At 40.9% G+C, this 20,345-nt stretch carries 21 protein-coding genes and 3 pseudogenes; 20 read left to right on the plus strand and 4 right to left on the minus strand.

Annotated elements, in window-relative coordinates:
- Positions 1–40: 40 nt before the first annotated feature.
- Entirely contained in the window at positions 41–1,171 is a 1,131-nt protein-coding gene (locus P5Y91_RS08225; protein ID WP_003010064.1) for an ABC transporter ATP-binding protein, read from the plus strand.
- A 66-nt stretch (positions 1,172–1,237) separates the two neighbouring features.
- Positions 1,238–2,905 (plus strand): alpha-glucosidase, encoded by a 1,668-nt coding sequence (locus P5Y91_RS08230; RefSeq protein WP_129824496.1) that lies wholly within the window; start codon positions 1,238–1,240, stop codon positions 2,903–2,905.
- 59 nt (positions 2,906–2,964) lie between these two features.
- Here the strand turns inward: P5Y91_RS08230 and P5Y91_RS08235 are convergent, their stop codons facing one another.
- Together P5Y91_RS08235 and P5Y91_RS08240 are read right to left on the minus strand one after the other, a co-directional pair.
- Positions 2,965–6,180, minus strand: a complete 3,216-nt coding sequence (locus tag P5Y91_RS08235) for an LPXTG-anchored zinc carboxypeptidase (RefSeq protein ID WP_277839236.1) — start codon at positions 6,178–6,180, stop codon at positions 2,965–2,967.
- Between the two features lie 114 nt (positions 6,181–6,294).
- A complete protein-coding gene (locus tag P5Y91_RS08240; protein WP_070594805.1) occupies positions 6,295–7,257 on the minus strand; it encodes an aromatic acid exporter family protein in 963 nt (320 codons plus the stop codon).
- A 96-nt stretch (positions 7,258–7,353) separates the two neighbouring features.
- On the opposite strand from P5Y91_RS08240, the gene rlmB reads away from it, so the two are divergent.
- The 5 genes from rlmB to rpsI all read left to right on the plus strand — a co-directional run bounded on the left by rlmB (position 7,354) and on the right by rpsI (position 10,486).
- Positions 7,354–8,082: a 23S rRNA (guanosine(2251)-2'-O)-methyltransferase RlmB gene (gene rlmB, locus P5Y91_RS08245; protein WP_003010074.1), complete on the plus strand. Its 729-nt coding sequence runs from the start codon at positions 7,354–7,356 to the stop codon at positions 8,080–8,082.
- Positions 8,083–8,100: 18 nt separating this feature from the next.
- A complete protein-coding gene (locus tag P5Y91_RS08250; RefSeq protein WP_003004212.1) occupies positions 8,101–8,613 on the plus strand; it encodes an NYN domain-containing protein in 513 nt (170 codons plus the stop codon).
- The gene (locus P5Y91_RS08255; protein WP_003010076.1) at positions 8,613–9,476 is read left to right on the plus strand and encodes a DegV family protein; all 864 of its coding nucleotides are present in this window, start codon (positions 8,613–8,615) and stop codon (positions 9,474–9,476) included. The genes P5Y91_RS08250 and P5Y91_RS08255 overlap by 1 nt, the downstream gene beginning before the upstream one ends.
- A gap of 152 nt (positions 9,477–9,628) precedes the next feature.
- A complete protein-coding gene (gene rplM, locus P5Y91_RS08260; RefSeq protein WP_002876943.1) occupies positions 9,629–10,075 on the plus strand; it encodes a 50S ribosomal protein L13 in 447 nt (148 codons plus the stop codon).
- Between the two features lie 18 nt (positions 10,076–10,093).
- Positions 10,094–10,486: a 30S ribosomal protein S9 gene (gene rpsI, locus P5Y91_RS08265; RefSeq protein WP_002893764.1), complete on the plus strand. Its 393-nt coding sequence runs from the start codon at positions 10,094–10,096 to the stop codon at positions 10,484–10,486.
- 109 nt (positions 10,487–10,595) lie between these two features.
- Here the strand turns inward: rpsI and P5Y91_RS08270 are convergent, their stop codons facing one another.
- Complete coding sequence (locus P5Y91_RS08270; protein ID WP_002893762.1) at positions 10,596–10,817, minus strand: tyrosine-type recombinase/integrase; 222 nt, start codon at positions 10,815–10,817, stop codon at positions 10,596–10,598.
- A 244-nt stretch (positions 10,818–11,061) separates the two neighbouring features.
- Positions 11,062–11,670 (minus strand): DUF1269 domain-containing protein, encoded by a 609-nt coding sequence (locus P5Y91_RS08275; RefSeq protein WP_002893760.1) that lies wholly within the window; start codon positions 11,668–11,670, stop codon positions 11,062–11,064.
- 350 nt (positions 11,671–12,020) lie between these two features.
- Between P5Y91_RS08275 and P5Y91_RS08280 the strand changes: the two are divergent.
- The 13 genes and pseudogenes from P5Y91_RS08280 to P5Y91_RS08340 all read left to right on the plus strand — a co-directional run.
- Positions 12,021–12,164: pseudogene (locus tag P5Y91_RS08280) on the plus strand (IS982 family transposase); the annotation flags it as partial.
- 3 nt (positions 12,165–12,167) lie between these two features.
- Positions 12,168–12,501 (plus strand): annotated as a pseudogene (locus tag P5Y91_RS08285) (diacylglycerol/lipid kinase family protein); the annotation flags it as partial.
- A gap of 148 nt (positions 12,502–12,649) precedes the next feature.
- A pseudogene (locus P5Y91_RS08290) lies at positions 12,650–13,240 on the plus strand (IS256 family transposase); the annotation flags it as partial.
- Between the two features lie 180 nt (positions 13,241–13,420).
- Positions 13,421–13,699 carry a DUF6110 family protein gene (locus P5Y91_RS08295; protein WP_002902306.1) on the plus strand — a complete coding sequence of 93 codons (279 nt, stop codon included), beginning with the start codon at positions 13,421–13,423 and terminating at the stop codon, positions 13,697–13,699.
- A 1-nt stretch (position 13,700) separates the two neighbouring features.
- Positions 13,701–15,764 carry a heavy metal translocating P-type ATPase gene (locus P5Y91_RS08300; RefSeq protein ID WP_002893754.1) on the plus strand — a complete coding sequence of 688 codons (2,064 nt, stop codon included), beginning with the start codon at positions 13,701–13,703 and terminating at the stop codon, positions 15,762–15,764.
- 299 nt (positions 15,765–16,063) lie between these two features.
- On the plus strand, positions 16,064–16,678 hold the full coding sequence (locus P5Y91_RS08305) for a CadD family cadmium resistance transporter (RefSeq protein WP_002911684.1): 615 nt from the start codon (positions 16,064–16,066) through the stop codon (positions 16,676–16,678).
- Positions 16,679–16,689: 11 nt separating this feature from the next.
- Positions 16,690–17,028 (plus strand): Cd(II)/Zn(II)-sensing metalloregulatory transcriptional regulator CadX, encoded by a 339-nt coding sequence (gene cadX / locus P5Y91_RS08310; protein WP_000711078.1) that lies wholly within the window; start codon positions 16,690–16,692, stop codon positions 17,026–17,028.
- Between the two features lie 43 nt (positions 17,029–17,071).
- Positions 17,072–17,206, plus strand: a complete 135-nt coding sequence (locus P5Y91_RS08315; RefSeq protein ID WP_023024363.1) for a hypothetical protein — start codon at positions 17,072–17,074, stop codon at positions 17,204–17,206.
- Positions 17,207–17,275: 69 nt separating this feature from the next.
- Positions 17,276–17,560, plus strand: a complete 285-nt coding sequence (locus tag P5Y91_RS08320) for a hypothetical protein (protein ID WP_225915803.1) — start codon at positions 17,276–17,278, stop codon at positions 17,558–17,560.
- A 588-nt stretch (positions 17,561–18,148) separates the two neighbouring features.
- On the plus strand, positions 18,149–18,451 hold the full coding sequence (locus P5Y91_RS08325; RefSeq protein WP_006151097.1) for a TMEM175 family protein: 303 nt from the start codon (positions 18,149–18,151) through the stop codon (positions 18,449–18,451).
- The gene (locus P5Y91_RS08330) at positions 18,376–18,735 is read left to right on the plus strand and encodes a hypothetical protein (RefSeq protein WP_000397555.1); all 360 of its coding nucleotides are present in this window, start codon (positions 18,376–18,378) and stop codon (positions 18,733–18,735) included. The genes P5Y91_RS08325 and P5Y91_RS08330 overlap by 76 nt, the downstream gene beginning before the upstream one ends.
- Positions 18,732–19,055: a potassium channel family protein gene (locus tag P5Y91_RS08335; RefSeq protein ID WP_000825751.1), complete on the plus strand. Its 324-nt coding sequence runs from the start codon at positions 18,732–18,734 to the stop codon at positions 19,053–19,055. Before P5Y91_RS08330 ends, P5Y91_RS08335 begins: the two co-directional genes overlap by 4 nt.
- Entirely contained in the window at positions 19,052–20,101 is a 1,050-nt protein-coding gene (locus P5Y91_RS08340) for a DUF389 domain-containing protein (protein ID WP_277839237.1), read from the plus strand. The genes P5Y91_RS08335 and P5Y91_RS08340 overlap by 4 nt, the downstream gene beginning before the upstream one ends.
- Positions 20,102–20,345: the final 244 nt, after the last annotated feature.

The following is a 20,345-nucleotide window of genomic DNA, read 5'->3' on the forward strand; positions in this document are numbered from 1 at the left end:
TCATTTACAATAGAACTATAAAAATCAAAGGAGTACCATCATGGTAGAATTGAATCTTAGTCACATTTATAAAAAATATCCAAATAGCGAACATTACTCAGTTGAAGACTTCAACTTGGACATCAAAGACAAAGAATTTATCGTTTTCGTAGGTCCTTCAGGATGTGGTAAATCAACGACTCTTCGTATGATCGCTGGTCTTGAAGACATCACAGAAGGTGAATGTTCAATCGATGGCACTGTTGTAAACAACGTGGCACCTAAAGACCGTGATATCGCCATGGTATTCCAAAACTACGCTCTTTACCCACACATGACTGTGTACGATAACATGGCCTTTGGTTTGAAATTGCGTAAATACAGCAAGGAAGATATCGACAAACGTGTACAAGAAGCAGCTGAAATCCTTGGCTTGAAAGAATTCTTGGATCGTAAACCAGCTGACCTTTCTGGTGGTCAACGTCAACGTGTGGCCATGGGTCGTGCCATTGTCCGTGATGCAAAAGTGTTCTTGATGGACGAACCTTTGTCAAACTTGGATGCTAAACTTCGTGTATCCATGCGTGCTGAAATTGCGAAAATCCACCGTCGTATCGGAGCTACAACAATCTACGTAACCCACGACCAAACAGAAGCGATGACATTGGCTGACCGTATCGTTATTATGTCTGCTACTAAAAACCCAGCTGGTACAGGTACTATCGGACGTGTAGAACAAATCGGTACTCCGCAAGAAGTGTATAAGAACCCTGTGAATAAATTCGTAGCTGGATTCATCGGAAGCCCTGCCATGAACTTCATTAACGTGAAATTGGAAGGTGGACACATCGTTGCCAATGGATTGAACTTGAAAGTTCCAGAAGGTGCTTTGAAAGTCTTGAAAGAAAAAGGCTATGATGGTAAAGAATTGATCTTTGGTATCCGTCCAGAAGACGTGAATACAGAAGCTGCTTTCCTTGAAACATTCCCAGAATCAGTCGTGAAAGCAACCATCTCTGTATCTGAGTTGCTTGGTTCAGAATCTCACTTGTACTGCCAAGTTGGTGACAACGAATTCATCGCTAAAGTAGATGCGCGTGACTACCTTGGAACTGGTGAAACCATCGAACTTGGATTTGACTTGAACAAAGCTCACTTCTTCGACAAAGAAACTGAAAAAACAGTATACTAATAAGTGCTGACACTGTAGAGACTGAGACGATATGTCTCAGTCTCTTTCATTTTAAGGAGACAAAACATGGAAAAAGACTGGTGGAAGGGGAAGGTCGCTTATCAGATCTACCCAAAAAGCTTCAAAGACAGCAATGGAGATGGTGTTGGGGATTTAAAAGGAATCACGGAGAAACTCGATTACCTTCAAGACTTAGGGATTGATATTCTCTGGTTATCCCCTATTTACAAGAGTCCGTTTATTGACCAGGGTTACGATATTTCCGATTATTATGCCATTGATCCTATTTTTGGAACGATGGAAGATATGGAAGAGTTGATCGCTGAAGGCAAGAAGCGAGGCATTTCCATCATTATGGACTTGGTGGTCAACCACTGCTCCAGTCATCACGAATGGTTCCAAAAGGCTTTAGCGGATCCAGATGGCCCTTATGCGGATTACTTTTATTTCATCGAAAGTGACAAGGAACCCAACAACTGGGAAAGTTACTTTGGAGGCAGTGTTTGGGAACCGGTTCCTGGCACTAATAAATACTATCTCCATTCTTTCCACAAGGATCAGCCAGACCTCAATTGGCAAAATCCTGTCTTGCGCGAAGAGATATATAAGATGATCAATTGGTGGTTGGACAAGGGAATTGCAGGCTTCCGGATTGATGCCATTATCAATATCAAAAAGGATTTAGAATGGCGTTCGCTTCCGTCCGATCGCGAAAATGGCTTGGTTCCAGTACCGGAGTCTCTGGTCAATGCCCAACCGATTGAACCTTTCTTGCAAGAGTTAAAGGAGCGGACTTTTGCCAAGTACAACGCCTTCACAGTAGGGGAAGTTTTCAATGAAACTGACGAAGAGTTGCACTTCTTTATTGGAAAAGATGGTGTCTTCTCTTCCATCTTTGACTTCAAACAAACCATGCTGGGGCAAGAAGGAAAAGGCTGGTTCGACCATGCTCTTCCAACAGCGGATGAACTCAAGGAAAGTATTTTCCAAGCGCATGAGCGCGCGGATTGCATTGGGGTTCTATCGACCATCATTGAAAACCACGACGAACCTCGTGGAGTGTCCCATTATATTGCGGAAGGTCCAGTAAACGATACCAGTAAAAAGGCCTTAGGAACCATACAGATTTTGCGCAAGGGAATTCCTTTTATCTATCAAGGCCAAGAAATTGGGATGGAAAACCAAGTCTTTGAATCGGTGGAGGACTTTGATGATATCGCGACCATCAATGGCTACCATGTGGCGAAAGAAGCTGGTTTGACCGAGGAAGAAGCCTTGGCCGCGATTGCCAAATACAGCCGGGACAATGCGCGAACACCCATGCAATGGTCAGCAGAGCCAGGTCTGGGCTTTAGTGATGGACCAGCTTGGTTGATCAGTCCCAAACCAAATGTTGCCATCAATGTGAAAGATCAAGAAAAGGATCCAAATTCCATCTTGAATTACTATCGCCAGTTGACGGCCTTGTATCGCCATCCCCTTTATGGAAATACCATCCGATTCGGAGATATGATCCCAGCGTATCGGGACCGTGAAAACATCATCGCCTTTGAACGCCGTGGGGACAAGCGTCTCTTGGTTGTCAGCAATTTCCAAAATCGCCAGGCTACCTTGGAGTTGCCAGCTCCGATTAAAACAGTCGTTTTAAATAATACAGCAGGATTATTCCAAGAAGGAGACCAAGTGCTCGAATTAGTCCCTTACCAAACGGTTGTGTTGGAATTGGCAGAATAGAAAAGAACCTTCGCATCTGCGAAGGTTCTTTTCATGTCATCCAGGTCTAAATCTGGAACTTACTCAACTTCTTTCTTTTTCAAGAGGAGGAAGCCTCCGCTAACGGCTAGCAAGAAGCCTGAAAGAATGAAGTGCGCCGTTGTGTCTTCTCCAGTTTGTGGCAATTGTGCCTTGGCTGGACTTTCTTGGAAGCTTTGTCCTACTTGGTAAGTCAAGGCTTGCACGCTTTCTTCTTTAGTTGTTTCTTTTTGTGGAAGGAGCACTTTAGGAGTGTCCTTCTTGGCCAAGATTGGCTGTGGATTGCTTGTTTGGTTATGAATTGGAACTACCACTTGATCTGGTTCTTTAGCTGGAACGTAATCCATCAAGCTTGCCAACTTGCTGCCAAAGATCGCATTGGTTACCCAGCGGAAGAAGTGGACAGGGTGTTGACGGTTGGTTGGATTTCCTGCATAGACAAAGAGTGGTTGTCCCATCAGTTCTCCAGAGATGGCCATGACTTTGTTAGCCAGAACATCGTTATGTGGCCACCAACCTGCAATATAATAATCGCTTGGAGCGATGCTCATCAAGGTCTTGAAATGCTCTGGAACCTTTTCAATCCAGTTTCCTGAGTTGGAGTAGAAGAGGGTATTCTTCTTGTATCCGCTGGTCAATGGATCCTGATCATCAATGATCGCTTTCATCAAGCCTTCGTAGTCACTACCGCCTTTTAGTTTTTCAGCGTCAAATCCTGTAAGAACTCCCAATTTTTCCAATTTTTGCATGGCTTCCCCGCCAATGACAAGGGTTGGTTTCTTGCCAAAAATGGAAGCGTCAAAGCGATTGCTTTCCAAAATAACAACATCCGCTTCTTCTGGCGTATTGACGATTTGGAAGCCTAATTTTTCAAGGACCAAACTAGTATGAGCAGGCGCATCTACTCCAGCCCAATTATAGTGGTAGTTTGGAGAGTAGACCTTCATCGGTTTCAAGGTTGGGCCACTAGGCACCTTGTAGAGGGCATCACCATAAATGGCATAGTTTGGTAGGAGCGAAGCAAAGGTATCGCGGTCAACGATGTAGCCATCATCTGTTAGGTAGACAGATTTTCCTTGTGCAATAGCCTGGTTGACAGCTTTAACGGCACTGGCTGAGGTATTTGCGATCACATAGTAAGGAGCTTTTGGATCGATCTCAGAGGTACGAGTGGCGCGGGTGGTGGTGACTTCTCCTAATTTTCCGTTGAAAAGACCATCCGCAAAGACAGGTTCGGACTTGAACCCTCTCATATCTGGGAAGTTTACCAGCAACTCTGCGTACATAGCAGCCCAGGCAGATTCGTTGGAACCCTTGTAGAGAATGTGGTTAGCATAGCCACGTTTGGCTTGGGCCATGTCAATGACTAAGTCCCCTTTTTTATAGTTGCCAATATCTTCTTTGAGTTCCTTGACGAGGACACCATTGCGTTTGAAGTAGTCGATCATATTGAAGGCTTCTTGGGCATCGTTGTCTTTGTCGAGGCTCATTGGGATGACGTAGTAGTCTGGGAAGAATTTCGGACGACCATTTTTCACACGTCCAACGATTTCTCCATTTGGGCCGACCAGTTCATTTTCGGCTTTTGGATCTTCGGTTTTATTGAGACCGCGCAGGTAGAAGTTGAGACGCATCTCAAGGAGACGGTCCGGATCTTGGTTGAGGAAGTCAATCCCTCCTAGGACAGCATTGCGACCTGCTTTGTAGGATTCTTCATTTCCTTCCGGAATTTCGATAGTATGGCCTAAGATACCATGGTAGACAGCATAAACTCCTGTATAGCCAGAGAAGGAGTCATCCCAGCCATCGCCCCAATCCAGTTTTGGAATGATGTAACTATCGTATTTAGAATTGGCAACTCCTGCCCGTCCCATATGATGGGCATTTTCTAGCATCAGATCTGACAGAAGATCGTATTCGAAGTTCGGATCATGTGGTGGAGTTGCAGGTTCGATCAAGAATTCTTTGACAAAACCGTGTAAGTCGTAGAGAGCGATTGGATTCCATTTGTTGATCATTTGGATAACCGTGCGAACTTCAGGGTTGGTTTGGTAGCTGGCATCCCGGTTTGGATCGAGCCCGTTTGCTAGGGCCCGCAGGTTGAGAGCATCCCCATCTGGGTTTTCCGTGAAGTCAAATAAGAAAATGAATTTGTTTAAGAGAGTTGGGATGTCCAGGGTCACATTCTTGACGTTACCAGCTTCGTCTGTCGTTTTAAAAGTGACTTGATTTTCTGTAGCGAAGGTATGGAAGAGGCCTGTGATGATATCAATGCCTGGCTGTTCATCCGCGTGGGTGTTGTGGACTAAGACAGGTAATTTGTAATCCAAGGTCTTGTCTTTTAGTGCGGCCAGCATTTCACTTGGCTTAGTCAAAGCTGTAGGGTTGGTACTAGAAAGGTAGTGATCAATGCTGGCTTGGTCCTTGCTCACGATCCCCATCTTCATATCCCGGCCTTGGGCACTCTTGCCAAGAGTTTCCAGCTGCACTAAACGATCGGGTTTCGCTTCTTCCTTGGATTTTTCGATGGCAGCCAGCATCTCTTCATGTGTATGGTAGTCTTGGTAAGGTCTAAAAACAAGGGTTTTATTGATGGTCACACCTAAGTCTGCATTGGTCCCGACCAGTTCATGGTTGCCGATGTAGTTGCGGTAAGTCCGGCGAATATTATTTGGGCTACGAAGACTGAGATCTTCACCAAAGAGATCCTGCACGTCAATGTGGAGATCCAGATCATTGCCGTTTGCGGTCTCTGTGATAGTAAGGAATGGATCCTTGCTCAGTGTTCCTGTCTCCATATCCCAGGTTTTCCACTCAGAGAGAGGTTTATTGTCTAAGGTCCAGCTGATCTTGCCAGCAGCTTGAGCTTTTTCTTGGACTTTGTCATCAATCGTACTCTTTTCAGAGAGATAAATGGTGCTATCCGTCAATCGAGTCGCTTGGTCAGCGGTCGTTGTAGCACGGGTAGTGCTTGGACTAGCGGTTGGAGCAACTTCTGTTGTAGAAGCCGCATCAGAAGTCGCTGCGGTTTCTGTAGGACTAGCAGGAGTTACTTCTGTGGATGCAGCGGGACTGGTCGTCTCGGCGGTCACAGGTTGCTCAGTAGCAGGTGTCGCTTCAAGGGCCGTGCTAGGCTCTGTTTGAGGCGCTTCTAAGCTATCGGCTGAAGCTTGGCCATGACCGATAACGGAAAGCAAGACAGCCGCTGAGAGGCTGAGTGTTGTAGTGTACAAATGTTTCTTATACGAAGACTTCATATAGAAGACCCTCCTTAAAAAGTTATTTTCCGTTTCTAGTATACCATTTTAGGAAAGTGTTTACAACAAAACCCCGAATAAAAAAGCCTTTGCATCTTGCAAGGGCCTTTTTGTCTATTCTGTCTCCTTATGAAATTGTTGGTAAAAATCAACCTTGACCTGGATAAAAGTTTCTAAGTCTCTTAAGAGTTGGAGCAAGGTGGCGCGTGTTTCGAATTCTTCACGGGTCTTAGGAAGAGGACGTTCGCGAAAGATCGCCAAATACTGACTAATATCATCTAGAAGATCTTGGGCAGGATTTTTCTGGCTTAACTGTTGGGCCGTTTTCTTAAAAAGTTGAGCTAGGATTATGCTTTCACTCGCCGCCAACTGACAGCGGTTGACGTTTTCTGCCATATCCCGCAGAATATCGTTTTGCCGCTTGCGCATTTCGAAGTAGTGAATATGGTAGTTGGTTTGGTGAAAGAGGTGGTTGGAATGGTCCAGATAAACTAGCTTCAAAGCGTCCTTTAGGATACCATCCAACTCCTTAATCAAGCGAGCATCATTGCGACCATCCCCTTTACTAAGTAATTCCGCAAAACGACCAAGGATCTTTTTCAGTTGGTCTTCAACAACATCATGGTAGTGATCGATCGCTCCCTGATTAGAAGGCATATAGAGATTGGCCAGCAAGGCAAAGCTGGTCCCAATTAAAAAGAGAGCAAGTTCATTGAGCAAGAGCCCCCAGGAGGTAGACTGCTCAATCAAGAGGTGGGTAACCAACACCGTACTAGGGGTGATACCGATCTGCCAACCCAATAGAAAGGCACCAGGAACATAGAGAGCGATAAAAACTCCCAGTGCCCAGAGGTTGAATCCAAAAAAGGAAAAAGCGAGACTTCCGATAGCAAGGGCTAGCAAGGTCGACATAAAGCGCTGGTAGGCTTGCTTGATGGTACTGCGACGCGTATCAGAGATGCTCAAGATGGCAATGACGCCAGCTGAGATGGCATAGGTCAAGCCCAGAGCATAAGCAAGGGCAGCTGCTAAACAGGTGGCCAAGGTGAGCTTAATGGTTCGTTGAAAAAGAGGCATGGTTTCCTTTCTATTTTACTAGTTTCGCTGAGATAGATTTCATTTCATTATATCATGAATTGGCCTCATCCTCCTTTCTTATGGTATACTAGTTCTATGGAAAATAACGATATCGTATACGGTGTCCATGCAGTCACCGAGGCTTTACAAGCCAATACAGGCAATAAATTATATATTCAAGAAGACCTCCGAGGGAAAAATGTCGACAAGATCAAGGCCTTAGCAGCTGAGAAAAAAGTGTCGATTTCTTGGACGCCAAAGAAAACCCTGCAGGAAATGACAGAAGGAGCTGTTCACCAAGGCTTTGTTCTTCGAGTGGCAGCCTTTGCTTACACCGACTTGGCAGCGATTCTGAAACAGACAGCCCAAGAAGAGAACCCGCTTTTATTGATTCTCGATGGCTTAACAGATCCGCACAATCTTGGATCTATCTTGCGGACAGCTGATGCGACCAATGTCTCAGGAGTCATCATTCCTAAGCACCGAGCGGTTGGGGTGACCCCAGTGGTGTCAAAAACTTCTACCGGAGCAGTGGAACACATTCCCATTGCGCGTGTGACCAATCTTAGCCAAACCTTAGACAAGCTAAAGGAAGAGGGCTTCTGGATCTTTGGAACCGACATGAACGGCACGCCATCTCATCAGTGGAATACGGCTGGCAAGTTAGCCTTGATCATTGGCAATGAAGGAAAAGGGATCTCAGCCAATATCAAAAAACAAGTCGATGAGATGATCACCATTCCCATGAATGGTCATGTGCAAAGCCTCAATGCCAGTGTGGCAGCAGCCATCCTTATGTATGAGGTCTTTCGCAATCGACTATAATCCTAGAAAGGCAATGATATGAAACGAAAAATCTTATTGGTTGACGGCTATAATATGATTGCCTTTTGGCAGGAGACCCGCCAGCTCTTTCAAAAAAGTGAGCTCGATGCAGCCCGCAATATCCTCCTGCAAAAACTGAGCCACTATGCTAGCTTTGAAGGAATCGAAGTCATCTGTGTCTTTGATGCCCAGTATATGCCAGGAGTGCGGCAGACCTATGAGGAGTTCAATGTTCAGGTGGTCTTTACCGGTGAGGATGAGACGGCAGATGACTATATCGAGCGCTTGGCGGCAGAGCTTAACACGCCCCTCCACCAAGTATCAGTAGCGACCAGTGACTTAAATGAGCAATGGACCGTCTTTGCTCAAGGAGCTCTTCGGGTATCTGCCAGAGAGTTAGAAAAACGGGTCGCAGTCGTCAAAGGAAACCTCAATCAAGCGCAGCGAGTGGTTAACGATCAAAAACCACCCATGCGACCGCTCGATCACGAAGTATTGCGACAATTACAAGAAATGATGGGAGACAAGTAATGACATTTGCTATTTTAACCGATTCGACCGCAGATTTAGACCAAAACTGGGCCAAGGAACATCAGGTGACCATTCTTGGCTTGACCATTGAGTTAGATGGGACGGTTTACCAGACAGTAGGCCAAGCTCAATTGACCAGCCCGGAGCTTTTAGAAGCCATGAAAAATGGGGCCAAACCGACAACCAGTCAGGTCAATGTGGGCCAATTTCAGGAAACCTTTAAACAATTTGCCAAAGAAGGAAAAGATCTGCTTTATGTGGCCTTTTCATCAGTCTTATCTGGGACCTATCAGAGTGCAGTCATGGCACGAGACCTGGTTTTAGAAGACTACCCGGAAGCCGTGATCGAGATTGTCGATCAGAAGGCTGCTGGGATTGGAGAGGGTTATCTGGTCATGCGAGCAGTAGCTGCGCGTGATGCAGGTCGTTCATTAGCAGAAGCCAAAGAAGAAATCATGGACCTAGCGCCAAAACTGCGGACTTATTTCCTAGTTGATGACCTCTACCACCTCATGCGTGGCGGCCGTCTCTCAAAAAGTGCCGCGATCATGGGAAGTTTGGCCAGCATCAAACCCATTCTCTGGATAGATGCGGAAGGGAAATTAGTCCCTATTAGCAAGGTTCGGGGACGCAAAAAAGCTGTCCGGGAATTACTGGAGCTGATCAAAGCAGATATCGGTGAAAGCACAGCCTTGGTATCTTATACCAACGATCTAGAAGGAGCCGAAGCACTGAAGCAAGAAATGCTTGCGCTTGAAGGCATCGATGAAGTTCTCGTGATGCCTCTTGGACCGGTTATTTCAGCCCACGTCGGCCCGAATTCCTTGATCGGATTTGTCATTGGAAAAGAAAATCGCAAATAATTTTCCAAATCGGTTGACTTTTATCTTAGAATTTTGATACAATAGTAGGCGGTATTGTTTACCCCATTTGTAAGGCCCCGGAACCTTTCAAATAACTTGCGGACCGGAACATCCGCCCTGTAAACAAAAACGACATTCATATAGGAGAAATCATGAACAAAACTACATTCATGGCTAAACCAGGCCAAGTAGAACGCAAATGGTACGTTGTTGACGCAACTGATGTACCTCTTGGACGCCTTTCAGCAGTTGTTGCTAGCGTGCTTCGCGGAAAAAACAAACCAACATTCACACCTCACACTGATACAGGTGACTTCGTAATCGTTATCAATGCTGAAAAAGTTAAATTGACTGGTAAAAAAGCAACTGATAAGATCTACTACACTCACTCAAACCACCCAGGTGGATTGAAATCAATCTCTGCTGGTGAACTTCGTTCTAAAAATGCAGTACGTTTGATCGAGAAATCAGTTAAAGGTATGCTTCCACACAATACTCTTGGCCGCGCTCAAGGTATGAAATTGAAAGTATTCGTTGGAGCTGAGCACACTCACGCTGCACAACAACCAGAAGTTCTTGATATTTCAGGACTTATCTAAGGAAAGGAACAATAAAGTATGTCACAAGCACAATATGCAGGTACTGGACGTCGTAAAAACGCTGTTGCACGCGTTCGCCTTGTTCCAGGAACTGGTAAAATCACTGTTAACAAAAAAGATGTTGAAGAGTACATCCCACACGCTGACCTTCGTCTTGTAATCAACCAACCATTCGCAGTTACTTCAACTGCAGGTTCATACGACGTTTTCGTTAACGTTGTAGGTGGTGGATACGCTGGTCAAGCAGGAGCTATCCGTCACGGTATCGCTCGTGCCCTTCTTCAAGTAGACCCAGACTTCCGCGATTCATTGAAACGCGCAGGACTTCTTACACGTGACTCACGTAAAGTTGAACGTAAGAAACCAGGTCTTAAGAAAGCTCGTAAAGCATCACAATTCTCAAAACGTTAATCAATACGATTATATCAACGTTTACAGACATTCAAGAATTATTTCTTGGATGTCTTTTTTGTTTCAAAAAATCAAAGTTCACCCCAAAATTCACCCCATATTCACCCCATCAATTTTTTAAACTACGAAAAGCAATATCACCTACAGTCTGATTGACTTTATCTTTGATATTAACGTAAGTTTTTGTAATCTCTTTATCACTATGAGTAAGAGCTTCTGAGAAGGCTTCAAGAGAAACACCTGCTTGTTTAGCAAGAGTAGCACCAGTATGTCTTAGTTTGTGTGGTGATGCTGGTGCTAATTCGGGATGTCTTCGTCTGACTGATTTCATCTTGATAAAACTTAAAATTTTTCTAATTATAACGAAGCATAGTCAAAAAGCTATGACCTCTATATTCACAAAAAAATCCAGACCAATACTAGTCCAGATTTCTTGTCTATTAAACATTCTTTTCAAAGAATGGAAGAACGGCTGTAACGGCTTTGTCAACGCAATTATTTAACTGTGAGAATCCGACGCACATAAATTTTAAATGGCGTCTCAGTCACATTTAAATTTATGAGACGCTTAGACGTTAGGCTTTCAATTTGTCAAATTTTGCTTTGACATTTGCCTTGAATTCTTCAAGTTTAGCCTTGCGTTCGGCTTTACGTTCAGCCTTCATTTGTGCACGTGCCTGGTTGTAGAGGTCTTCTTGGACTTGCAGAGCTGCTTCGATTTCGGCTACGACGGTTGCTACATCCCAACGCACGATTTGGGTGTCGTACTTGGTGAAGTAAGCATCGATGACTGCTTCGTTGTTTTCTTGCACCAAGGCGACAACGGCTGTTTCGCCGTCGATCAATTTTTGAGACACAACGTCAATCAAGCCAGCTTCTGCCGTATCAACGGTATCACCAGCAGCCAAACCATAGAGGCTGCCAATACCATAACCAAACAAGACGCCGATAGGACCACCCAAAAGCCCGATAACTGCACCGAGCAAGCCACCTTCTAGGGTTGCATCCGTCGTTGAATCTTCAAAGTCATAGCGTTCTTTTTCAACGATGTGACCGTTTTCATTTTTGACCAAGGCGATTTGAGCAACCTTGGTCGTCTGAGTTTGGCGGAAAGCCTTCAAATCCGCAAAGGACTGATAAGCTTCGCTTTCAGTGTTAAAGACTGAAACTACTAGGTTTTCCATAGTTAGTACCTCTTTTCTAAATATATACGTTCATTATAATACAGTTTCAATCACTTTTCAATCATTTTAGTGCGACATTTTAATTGATATGTCGCGTTTATCAGCGTCAAAGAACAGTTTCAGGCAGCGGTATATCTTTGCCATATCCCAGCCCAGACACTCTGGCGACTCTGAGTGATTATCAAGAAAGGCGTCCAGCAACATCTTAAAGCCTCCCGTGCAAAAAGTAAATAAATAGTGTTTTTCCTGTATGCCTGTCACACGGCTAAAAGACCGCTTGACCAAATCTTCCAGAAAATTATAGCAGATATTATGTACCAGCTCTGTGTAGCGAGTCTGATGAGCGTGCCGAATCACATCGACACTTTTATAGAATCTGCCAACTGTTTCCTTATGGTCGAATCCTTGAAAGAAGTCGCTTTATTCGTCGGTCAAGACAATTAATTTGGCTGGTGCAACTGATTCGCCAAGCTATGAACAAGCAATTATTACCTTTTGAAAGCAAAAATGGCAATTATGAAGGTGAAGCTACTCAGGTCTTAGTTCTTCTATCCAATTACTATGCAGACAAAAAACTATTTGATGAAAATACAGATGAATATGGAAATATCTTGATTTTAAAGGATTCATCCATCATTTCTAAATTATCGGCTATCCCAGATTTATTAAAAAGGGGATCTAGTAGGTAACAATAATATCGAATATATCAAAGTACGCAATATTAGGATTTCTTCAGAGGTTGAGTTAGAGTCAGATGTTGATGGGGATAAGTCGGATAATCTGCCAATAGATATAAAAATACTAGAAAACAGGCTTGAAAAAGGCTCGTAAAGCTAGCCAGTTCTCTAAACGTTAATTCGTTGCTGGACAGCAGAATACAAACGAAAACACTTTGCATCTTGCAAGGTGTTTTTTTCTATGAGAACTGGCGGTGCGCAATTAGGATAGCTCTAGCGACTTTAGTCGCATAGAGATATGCTATGCACAGTTGCCTCAAGAAAACAATGCTTCTTGGTCCACCCTGTTAGACAAGCTTCAAAACCAAGGAATCCAACAGATTTCTCTTGTAGTTACAGATGGCTTTAAGGGGCTTGAGCAGATTATCAGTCAGGCTCACCCATTAGCTAAACAACAATGTTGCTTAATTCATATTAGTCGAAATCTAGCTAGTAAAGTGAAACGAGCAGATAGAGCGGTTATTCTGGGGCAATTTATAATGATTTATCGTGCTGAAAATTTAGAAATGGCAGGACAAGCTTTAGAGGACTTTCTCGCCGAATGGAAACCAAAGTATAGGAAAGTCATGGAAAGTCTGGAGAAGACGGATAATCTTTTAACTTTTTATCAGTTTCCCTACCAGATTTGGCACAGCATGTATTCGACAAACCTCATTGAGTCTCTTAACAAAGAAATCAAACATCAAACGAAAAAGAAGGTTCTTTTTCCTAATGAGGAGGCTCTGGAACGTTACTTAGTTACGTTGTTTGAAGATTATAATTTCAAGCAAAGTCAACGAATCCATAAAGGGTTTGGTCAATGTTCTGATACACTTGAAAGCTTATTTAATTAACACTCCGTAACTCTACTTAAGTGTTTACACATAATTATTGACAGTATCAAAAAATAAAGTATATTGTTTTCATCATAATATAATTAAATATCAGTATAGAGAATTTTATCTATATATCAGATATCAGCAATTGCTTTTGCTGTCATTTTTCGCTACAATAGTTACAAGGAGGAAATAAACATGTTAAAAGAAGTATTAAACGTCGTAAAAGTTGCGAAAAAATCATCTCTCTTCTTAGGAGGGGTAGCATTTGGGACGCTTGGCTTGAAAGTCTTAGCAAGTAAAGAAGCTAAGAAAGGCTATTCTAAGGCCTTGGCTAAAGCTTACAAATTGAAAGATGGACTGGATGCATCTGTTTCTGTTGTAAAACAACACGGTGATGATGTTTTACAAGACGCTAAATATTTATACGAACAGGAAAAGAAAGAAGAACAATTAGATAGCCTGACAGGTGAATAATATGTCTTTTAAAGTGCTACACAGAGGATATCAACATATCCGATTATCGTCCTCGTTTTCACTGACCTTGGATATTCAAGATTATCTTCGTTCCTTGGCTAAAGATGAAAAAGGGATCGACTCTATTCAGTTTTATATGGATCAGCAGCACTTTACTCTACGTATGAAAGAAGGCTTCTCTGTATTAGAAAATGCAGAGGCCTTTTTAAAAAAAATTGACAAGGGGAAAGTTTCGGACTTGATGACTCTTCCCATTCGTAGAGAAGAGAGTGCTTATTCAATTGTATCGGGTGCAGCGATTAAGCGTTTGCTGTTTCGAAGTTTTGTACCCTACCCTATTCGTTATATTTGGACTTGTTATCAGGCTTTGGGTTATGTCAAAGAAGCCTATCAAACTTTAGCGCGCAAGGAACTAACCATGGAGGTCTTGGACTGTTCGGCCATTTTGTTGTCCTTGTTTATGAACCAATCCAAGACAGCTAGCAACATCATGTTTATGCTTGATTTGGGTAATCATCTGGATCAGTGGTCTTTAAAAAAAACAGCAACAGATTTGGAACAAAGCCTTCTTGCTAAAGAAAGTGATGTTTTCTTAGTGCGGGGAGACATGGTCATCAGCATCAAGAGTTCTGATGTTCAAGTAGGTGATGTATTAGTTGTCTCCCAAGGTAATGAAATCTTGTTTGACGGCCAAGTGGTTTCAGGATTAGGCATGGTCAATGAGAGTTCCTTGACTGGAGAGAGCTTCCCTGTTGAAAAGAAAGAGGGAGATTCTGTATGTGCGAATACTGTTTTGGAAACAGGAGAGTTAAGAATTCGTGTGACTGATAATCAGATAAACAGTCGTATTTTGCAACTCATCAATCTGATGAAAAAATCTGAAGAGAGTAAGAAGACAAAACAACGTCATTTTATTAGGATGGCAGACAAGGTTGTAAAATATAACTTCTTAGGTGCTGGTTTGACTTATCTGTTAACAGGTTCGTTTTCAAAAGCCATTTCCTTTTTATTGGTGGATTTTTCATGTGCTCTAAAAATATCCACACCTGTAGCCTACCTTACGGCCATAAAGGAAGGTCTAAATCGAGAAATGGTTATTAAAGATGGTGATGTATTAGAAAAATATCTGGAAGTGGATACTTTCTTGTTTGATAAAACGGGTACCATCACGACGAGTTATCCTTTGGTTGAAAAGGTTCTTCCTTTCGGAGATTATACTGAGAAAGATATTTTAAGAATAAGTGCATGTTTGGAGGAACATATCTATCATCCTATTGCCAATGCAATTGTTAAACAAGCTGAAATTGAAGGCATTGAACACGAAGAAATGCATGGCAAGCTTCAGTATGTTGCAAGCAAAGGGATTAAATCGCAAATTGATGGTCAATCGGTTGTCATTGGAAATTATGTACTAATGCAAGACGAACAGGTAAGAATTAGTTCTGAGCAGCTGGCCTTGATTGAGCAATATAAGACTCATTACAATTTATTGTTTTTGGCTTATAAGAAAGAATTAATTGGGATGTTTTGTATCCACACTCCCTTGAGAAGCGAGGCGAAAGTTGCATTGAAAAAGCTAAAGCGCCAAGGGAAAAAACTGATTCTGGCAACTGGTGATACGTTGGCTAGAACAGAAGAGTTGGTTAAAGATCTGCCATTTGACAACGTTTATACTGATTTAAAACCAGATGGTAAGTTTCAGTTGGTTCAGGAATTACAGAAAGCTGGCCGAACTATTTTGATGGTTGGAGACGGGTTAAACGACTCTGCTGCCTTGACGCTTGCAGATATTGGGGTTGTGATGAATGAAAGTGCTGATATTTCTAAGCAGATGAGTGATATTTTATTATTAGATAATCGTTTAGATTTCTTCGAGGAATTGAATTCTTTATCTGAATCGTTGCAGAAATTAATTCAAAGAAATATTCAAGAAACAGTTGTAATAAATGGAAGTTTAATTGGATTTGGGTTGTTAAATTGGTTAAGCCCATCTAATCTTTCGATATTGCACAATCTGACTACTTTAAGAATCGTCCTTCGTAGTCTTTCTATTAAAAGTAGGTAAGAGACCGAGAAGCTGAGGTTATAAAAACTAAAAGGAGTTGTCTCATTTGAGAATAACGGTTCTTTGTCAACTGTAGTGGGTTGGTGGAAAATTATACCCTGGAGAGGACCAAATTGGTTCTCTCCTTTTAAATATTGAAAAAACCATTGGCAGTGGACATACTTTAAGACTATATATTTCTGAAACTAGTTTCACAATACAAATATTGACATGCAATTATTAATTGGTGGATTTTAAGTTGACATCTACAAAGGTTAATGTTAGAATACATTCAAAAATATATTTGAATGAGGTGTTTTATGATTCAAAATATTGTTACTTCAATAATCCTGTATTCTGGGACAGCCGTAGACTTACTTATTATCCTAATGTTATTTTTTGCCAAAAGAAAAAGCAGAAAGGACATCATTAACATCTATTTAGGACAATTTCTAGGCTCTGTTAGTCTAATATTCCTAAGTTTGCTTTTTGCATTTGTCTTAAATTATATTCCTAGTAAAGAGATTTTAGGTTTACTCGGTTTGATTCCAATTTTCCTAGGCCTCAAAGTTTTGCTTTTAGGAGATTCTGATGGAGAAGCTATTGCAAAAGATGGTTTGCGAAAAGACAATAAAAACCTGATTTTTCTAGTCGCTATGATTACTTTTGCAAGTTGTGGCGCTGACAATATTGGTGTCTTTGTCCCATATTTTACCACCTTAAATTTAGCGAATTTGATAGTGACTTTACTTACTTTTCTAGTCATGATTTATCTCTTGGTTTTTTCTGCCCAAAAATTAGCACAAGTCCCTTCTGTTGGGGAAACTTTGGAAAAATATAGCAGATGGTTTATTGCCGTTGTCTATTTAGGATTGGGGATGTATATCCTGATTGAAAACAACAGCTTTGACATGCTATGGGCTGTGTTAGGCTAGGAGAAAAAATTATGAAAAAAGATAGTATCTGTCAAGTGGATGTTATAAATCAACAAAATGTTACAACCGCAACGAACTACCTTGAAAAGGAAAAAGTCCAAAAATCACTTCGCATTTTATCAAAATTTACCGATAATAAACAGATAAATATCATCTTTTATCTCCTTGCCGTCGAAGAACTCTGTGTCTGCGATATAGCCTGTTTATTAAATCTCAGTATGGCATCTGCCTCCCACCATCTTCGTAAACTAGCCAATCAAAACATCTTGGACACTAGAAGAGAGGGGAAAATTATATATTATTTTATAAAAGATGAGGAAATCAGAGATTTTTTTAATCAACTAGGATAACAACTATTTTTACTACTTTTCCATGATTATAGGGAGATTATATATGAAATTTTTTGATGAAAATTACTCACAAGAAATACCTACTCGTATTAAATGTTTAAGAAAAAAGTATAATTTAAAGCAAAGCGACCTAGGTAATGCAGGTCAAGTTAGGCAAATTGAAAAGGGAGAAATTTGAAAGAATTTGTATCTTTTATTTTTTGTTTCATTTATGCCCTATGCTACTGGAATAGTTAGTAGTCATTTCATGAATCATACGGCACAGCTCTTTTATGGACTGATTGTTATTGTTTCAACGGTAGCAAACTGGTTTTTACATAAAGTAATTGATAAACCCAATATAGATCAGAAAGAATTACTTGAAGCTACCGCACAATATAGGAAGTTATTGATACCTGACCTAATAATTAAAGGAGTGGGATTGATTCTATCTTTAATTGTCTATCCTCCGATTATGATGTATAGTGTTTTAATTGCGGCATTTTACATCATAACTTTAAAAACACTATCTGAAAAAAGAGTGAATAACTAAAAAAAGAGTGAATAACTAAAAAACGGTGACCAAAGTTAGGTGTATTATTTTAATGCTTAGAGACCTAAACTATTCCCCTATTTTAAAAATATTGATTCAGATTTTATGAAATTAAAAAGTAGATATTGTTCAGAAAATCCTTGATATTACGCTGTTTTTAGTCCAACTGAAATCCATACTTTCCAAACCAGGCTTGAAAAAAGCTCGTAAAGCTTCACAATTTAGTAAACGTTAAAACTTATTTAAACTTATTGAAAGCATTTCGTATCAAAAATACGGGATGCTTTTTCTGTTCACCCCAAATTTTTGTAACTAGGTGATACTTGAAATTAATACAAATTTGGTTGTTTTTGATAAATCTAAGCAACACTACATGATGAAGTGAAAGGGGATGAATCTTTGATAGTATTCACTTATTGTGAAATATGATATATTTATTAATTAGATGGATGAATACTTCTAGAGTTAAATATAGTATAATAGGGACATACTTTTTGGTTTATTTTTGTTTGTAGTCGGATTATGAAAGAATATCCAATATTATGCGATAAGATAGAATGTTACAAAAAAGAAAGGGGATGCAATCCGATGAAGAAAGACAGATTAATTGTATTGACAGATGCTGTTCTAGCAATTATTATGACCATCTTGGTTTTAGAGTTAGAAAAACCAACAACACCAAGTCTTGAAGCTTTTTGGGATTTACGGCAAAATTTCTTTGCTTGTTTTCTTTCCTTTTTCTGGTTGGGATCGTTATGGATGGCACTAAACACATTATGGGAAAAGGTTGAGAAAATTTCCTCAGAAATTATTTGGTGGAATTTGTTTCTACTCTTGGAGCGGCAGGAGTTCTCTTTGGAGAATTTCATGCCATCCAAGATACCAGTCTGAATGATGTGGTGGACCGGATCTATATAAATGTCAAGGATTTACCGTTTCAGTCCTTGGGAGCTTTAGCTAATATCCTGTCTGATATTAAGAAGGGACTGATTCAAGACAGTCATATCTGGTCTTTCTTCCAGTCATTTTTCAAACAATATCAGTTGATAATCAGCTTAAATCAGATCTATCAGTTTGTCTATCTTTCTCTGATGGAGATCATGTCCTATCTTCACTTTGATTATTGGAAAAAAACGGCTCGGTCAGGAGCTAGTATGAATAAGGAGAACAAATGAAACGTTTAAAAATGTTATGGCATATTATGCAGGTTACGGGTTTTACTCGGTTTGCTCTGAGTTTTGTGACCTTTGTTTTTGGGTCAGGAGGCGTGCTTTTCCTAGTTGAACCTGCTATCACAAATTACGGAGACGGTCTTTGGTATGCTTTTGTGACTTCGACGACTGTCGGCTACGGGGATCTCCTAGCTGTGACCTTGATTGGAAGGATTACCAGTGTCTTCTTGACGATTTATGGGCTCATATTTTTTGGCTGTTTATCAGCTGTTATTTTTAATTATTATACCAATTTAAATAAGGAAAGAGGAGAGGACAAATGACTGCCAATTATTCAACACGGGAATACCGTGAGAAATTATACGATGACCTTCATGTTCGATTGAGAGATACAGCGATTTTGATGTGTGCAATTTTTATTGCCTCTATCGGACTAAATATGAATTCAACAGCTGTCATTATAGGAGCCATGTTGATTTCACCTCTCATGACACCGATTGTTGGACTGGGATTCGGTTTAGCTATTTTTGATACGCGTTTAATCAAGCAATCTCTAGAGGTTTTATTGACTCAAGTGTTGGTCAGTTTGCTTGTCTCGACTCTGTATTTCTGGATTTCTCCCTTGTCTTATGCAAGTAGCGAGTTGATTGCACGAACCTCTCCAACCATTTGGGATGTCCTCATTGCTATTGCTGGTGGGATTGCTGGTGTGATCGGTTCAAGGAAAAAAGAAGCAAACAATATCGTGCCAGGAGTAGCCATTGCTACAGCTCTGATGCCACCTATCTGCACTGCAGGCTATGGTTTAGCTAATGGAAATGTACGATTTTTATTTGGGGCTCTCTATCTTTTCTTGATCAACTGTGTCTTTATCATGCTAATCAATATTGTTGGAACAAGAATTATGATGAGACAATCTCCCTTAAGTTCATTTAAAGAGCTAAACATGAAAATGAGAATTGGGTTGATCTCCTTGATTGTATTATTGGTTCTTCCAGCCAGCTATTCAGCAGTCACTCTGACGATGGATCAAGCACGAAAAGAAGGGATCAAACAGTTTGTAGGAAAAGAGTTCGCCAATCATACGGTTATTAATCAAGTCTACAAGTCAAGTAACAATGAATTGGTCTTGACGGTTGTTGGAGATCCGATTTCAGAAGAAGAATTAGAAACACTCCACCAAAAACAAGCCTCTTACGGTATTCAATCTGTTCAATTGAAAGTGAATCAAGTTCAGAACTCGCCAACATTAGATAGTGAAGCGACCAAGGAATTTTATGAAAACATTGACAAGTATATTGATCAAAAACTCTCTGAAAAAGATTCACAAAACGATCTCGTAAAAGAAAATGAAGCAGACAAGGATTGAGGACAATGAACTGAATCGGTTTTTACGCCGTGTTTTTCTTGTATCTTCCTCTTTCTTACTTATAGCAGGTTGTTTTTGCTTGAATAAGAAATAAATTAGAAGTTCTATCATCTAAGAAAAATGATGAAAAAAATCATTTAACTAATGGTGTGAACGTTTAGTGTTTATCAGCTCCATTCTCTGTAATTTTGGGGGTAAAATCCACACCATTTAGATAAAATTAGTTGAATTTGATTGGAAAAAC

This window comes from Streptococcus taoyuanensis (assembly GCF_029589235.1).
Taxonomy (GTDB): Bacteria; Bacillota; Bacilli; order Lactobacillales; family Streptococcaceae; genus Streptococcus; species Streptococcus taoyuanensis.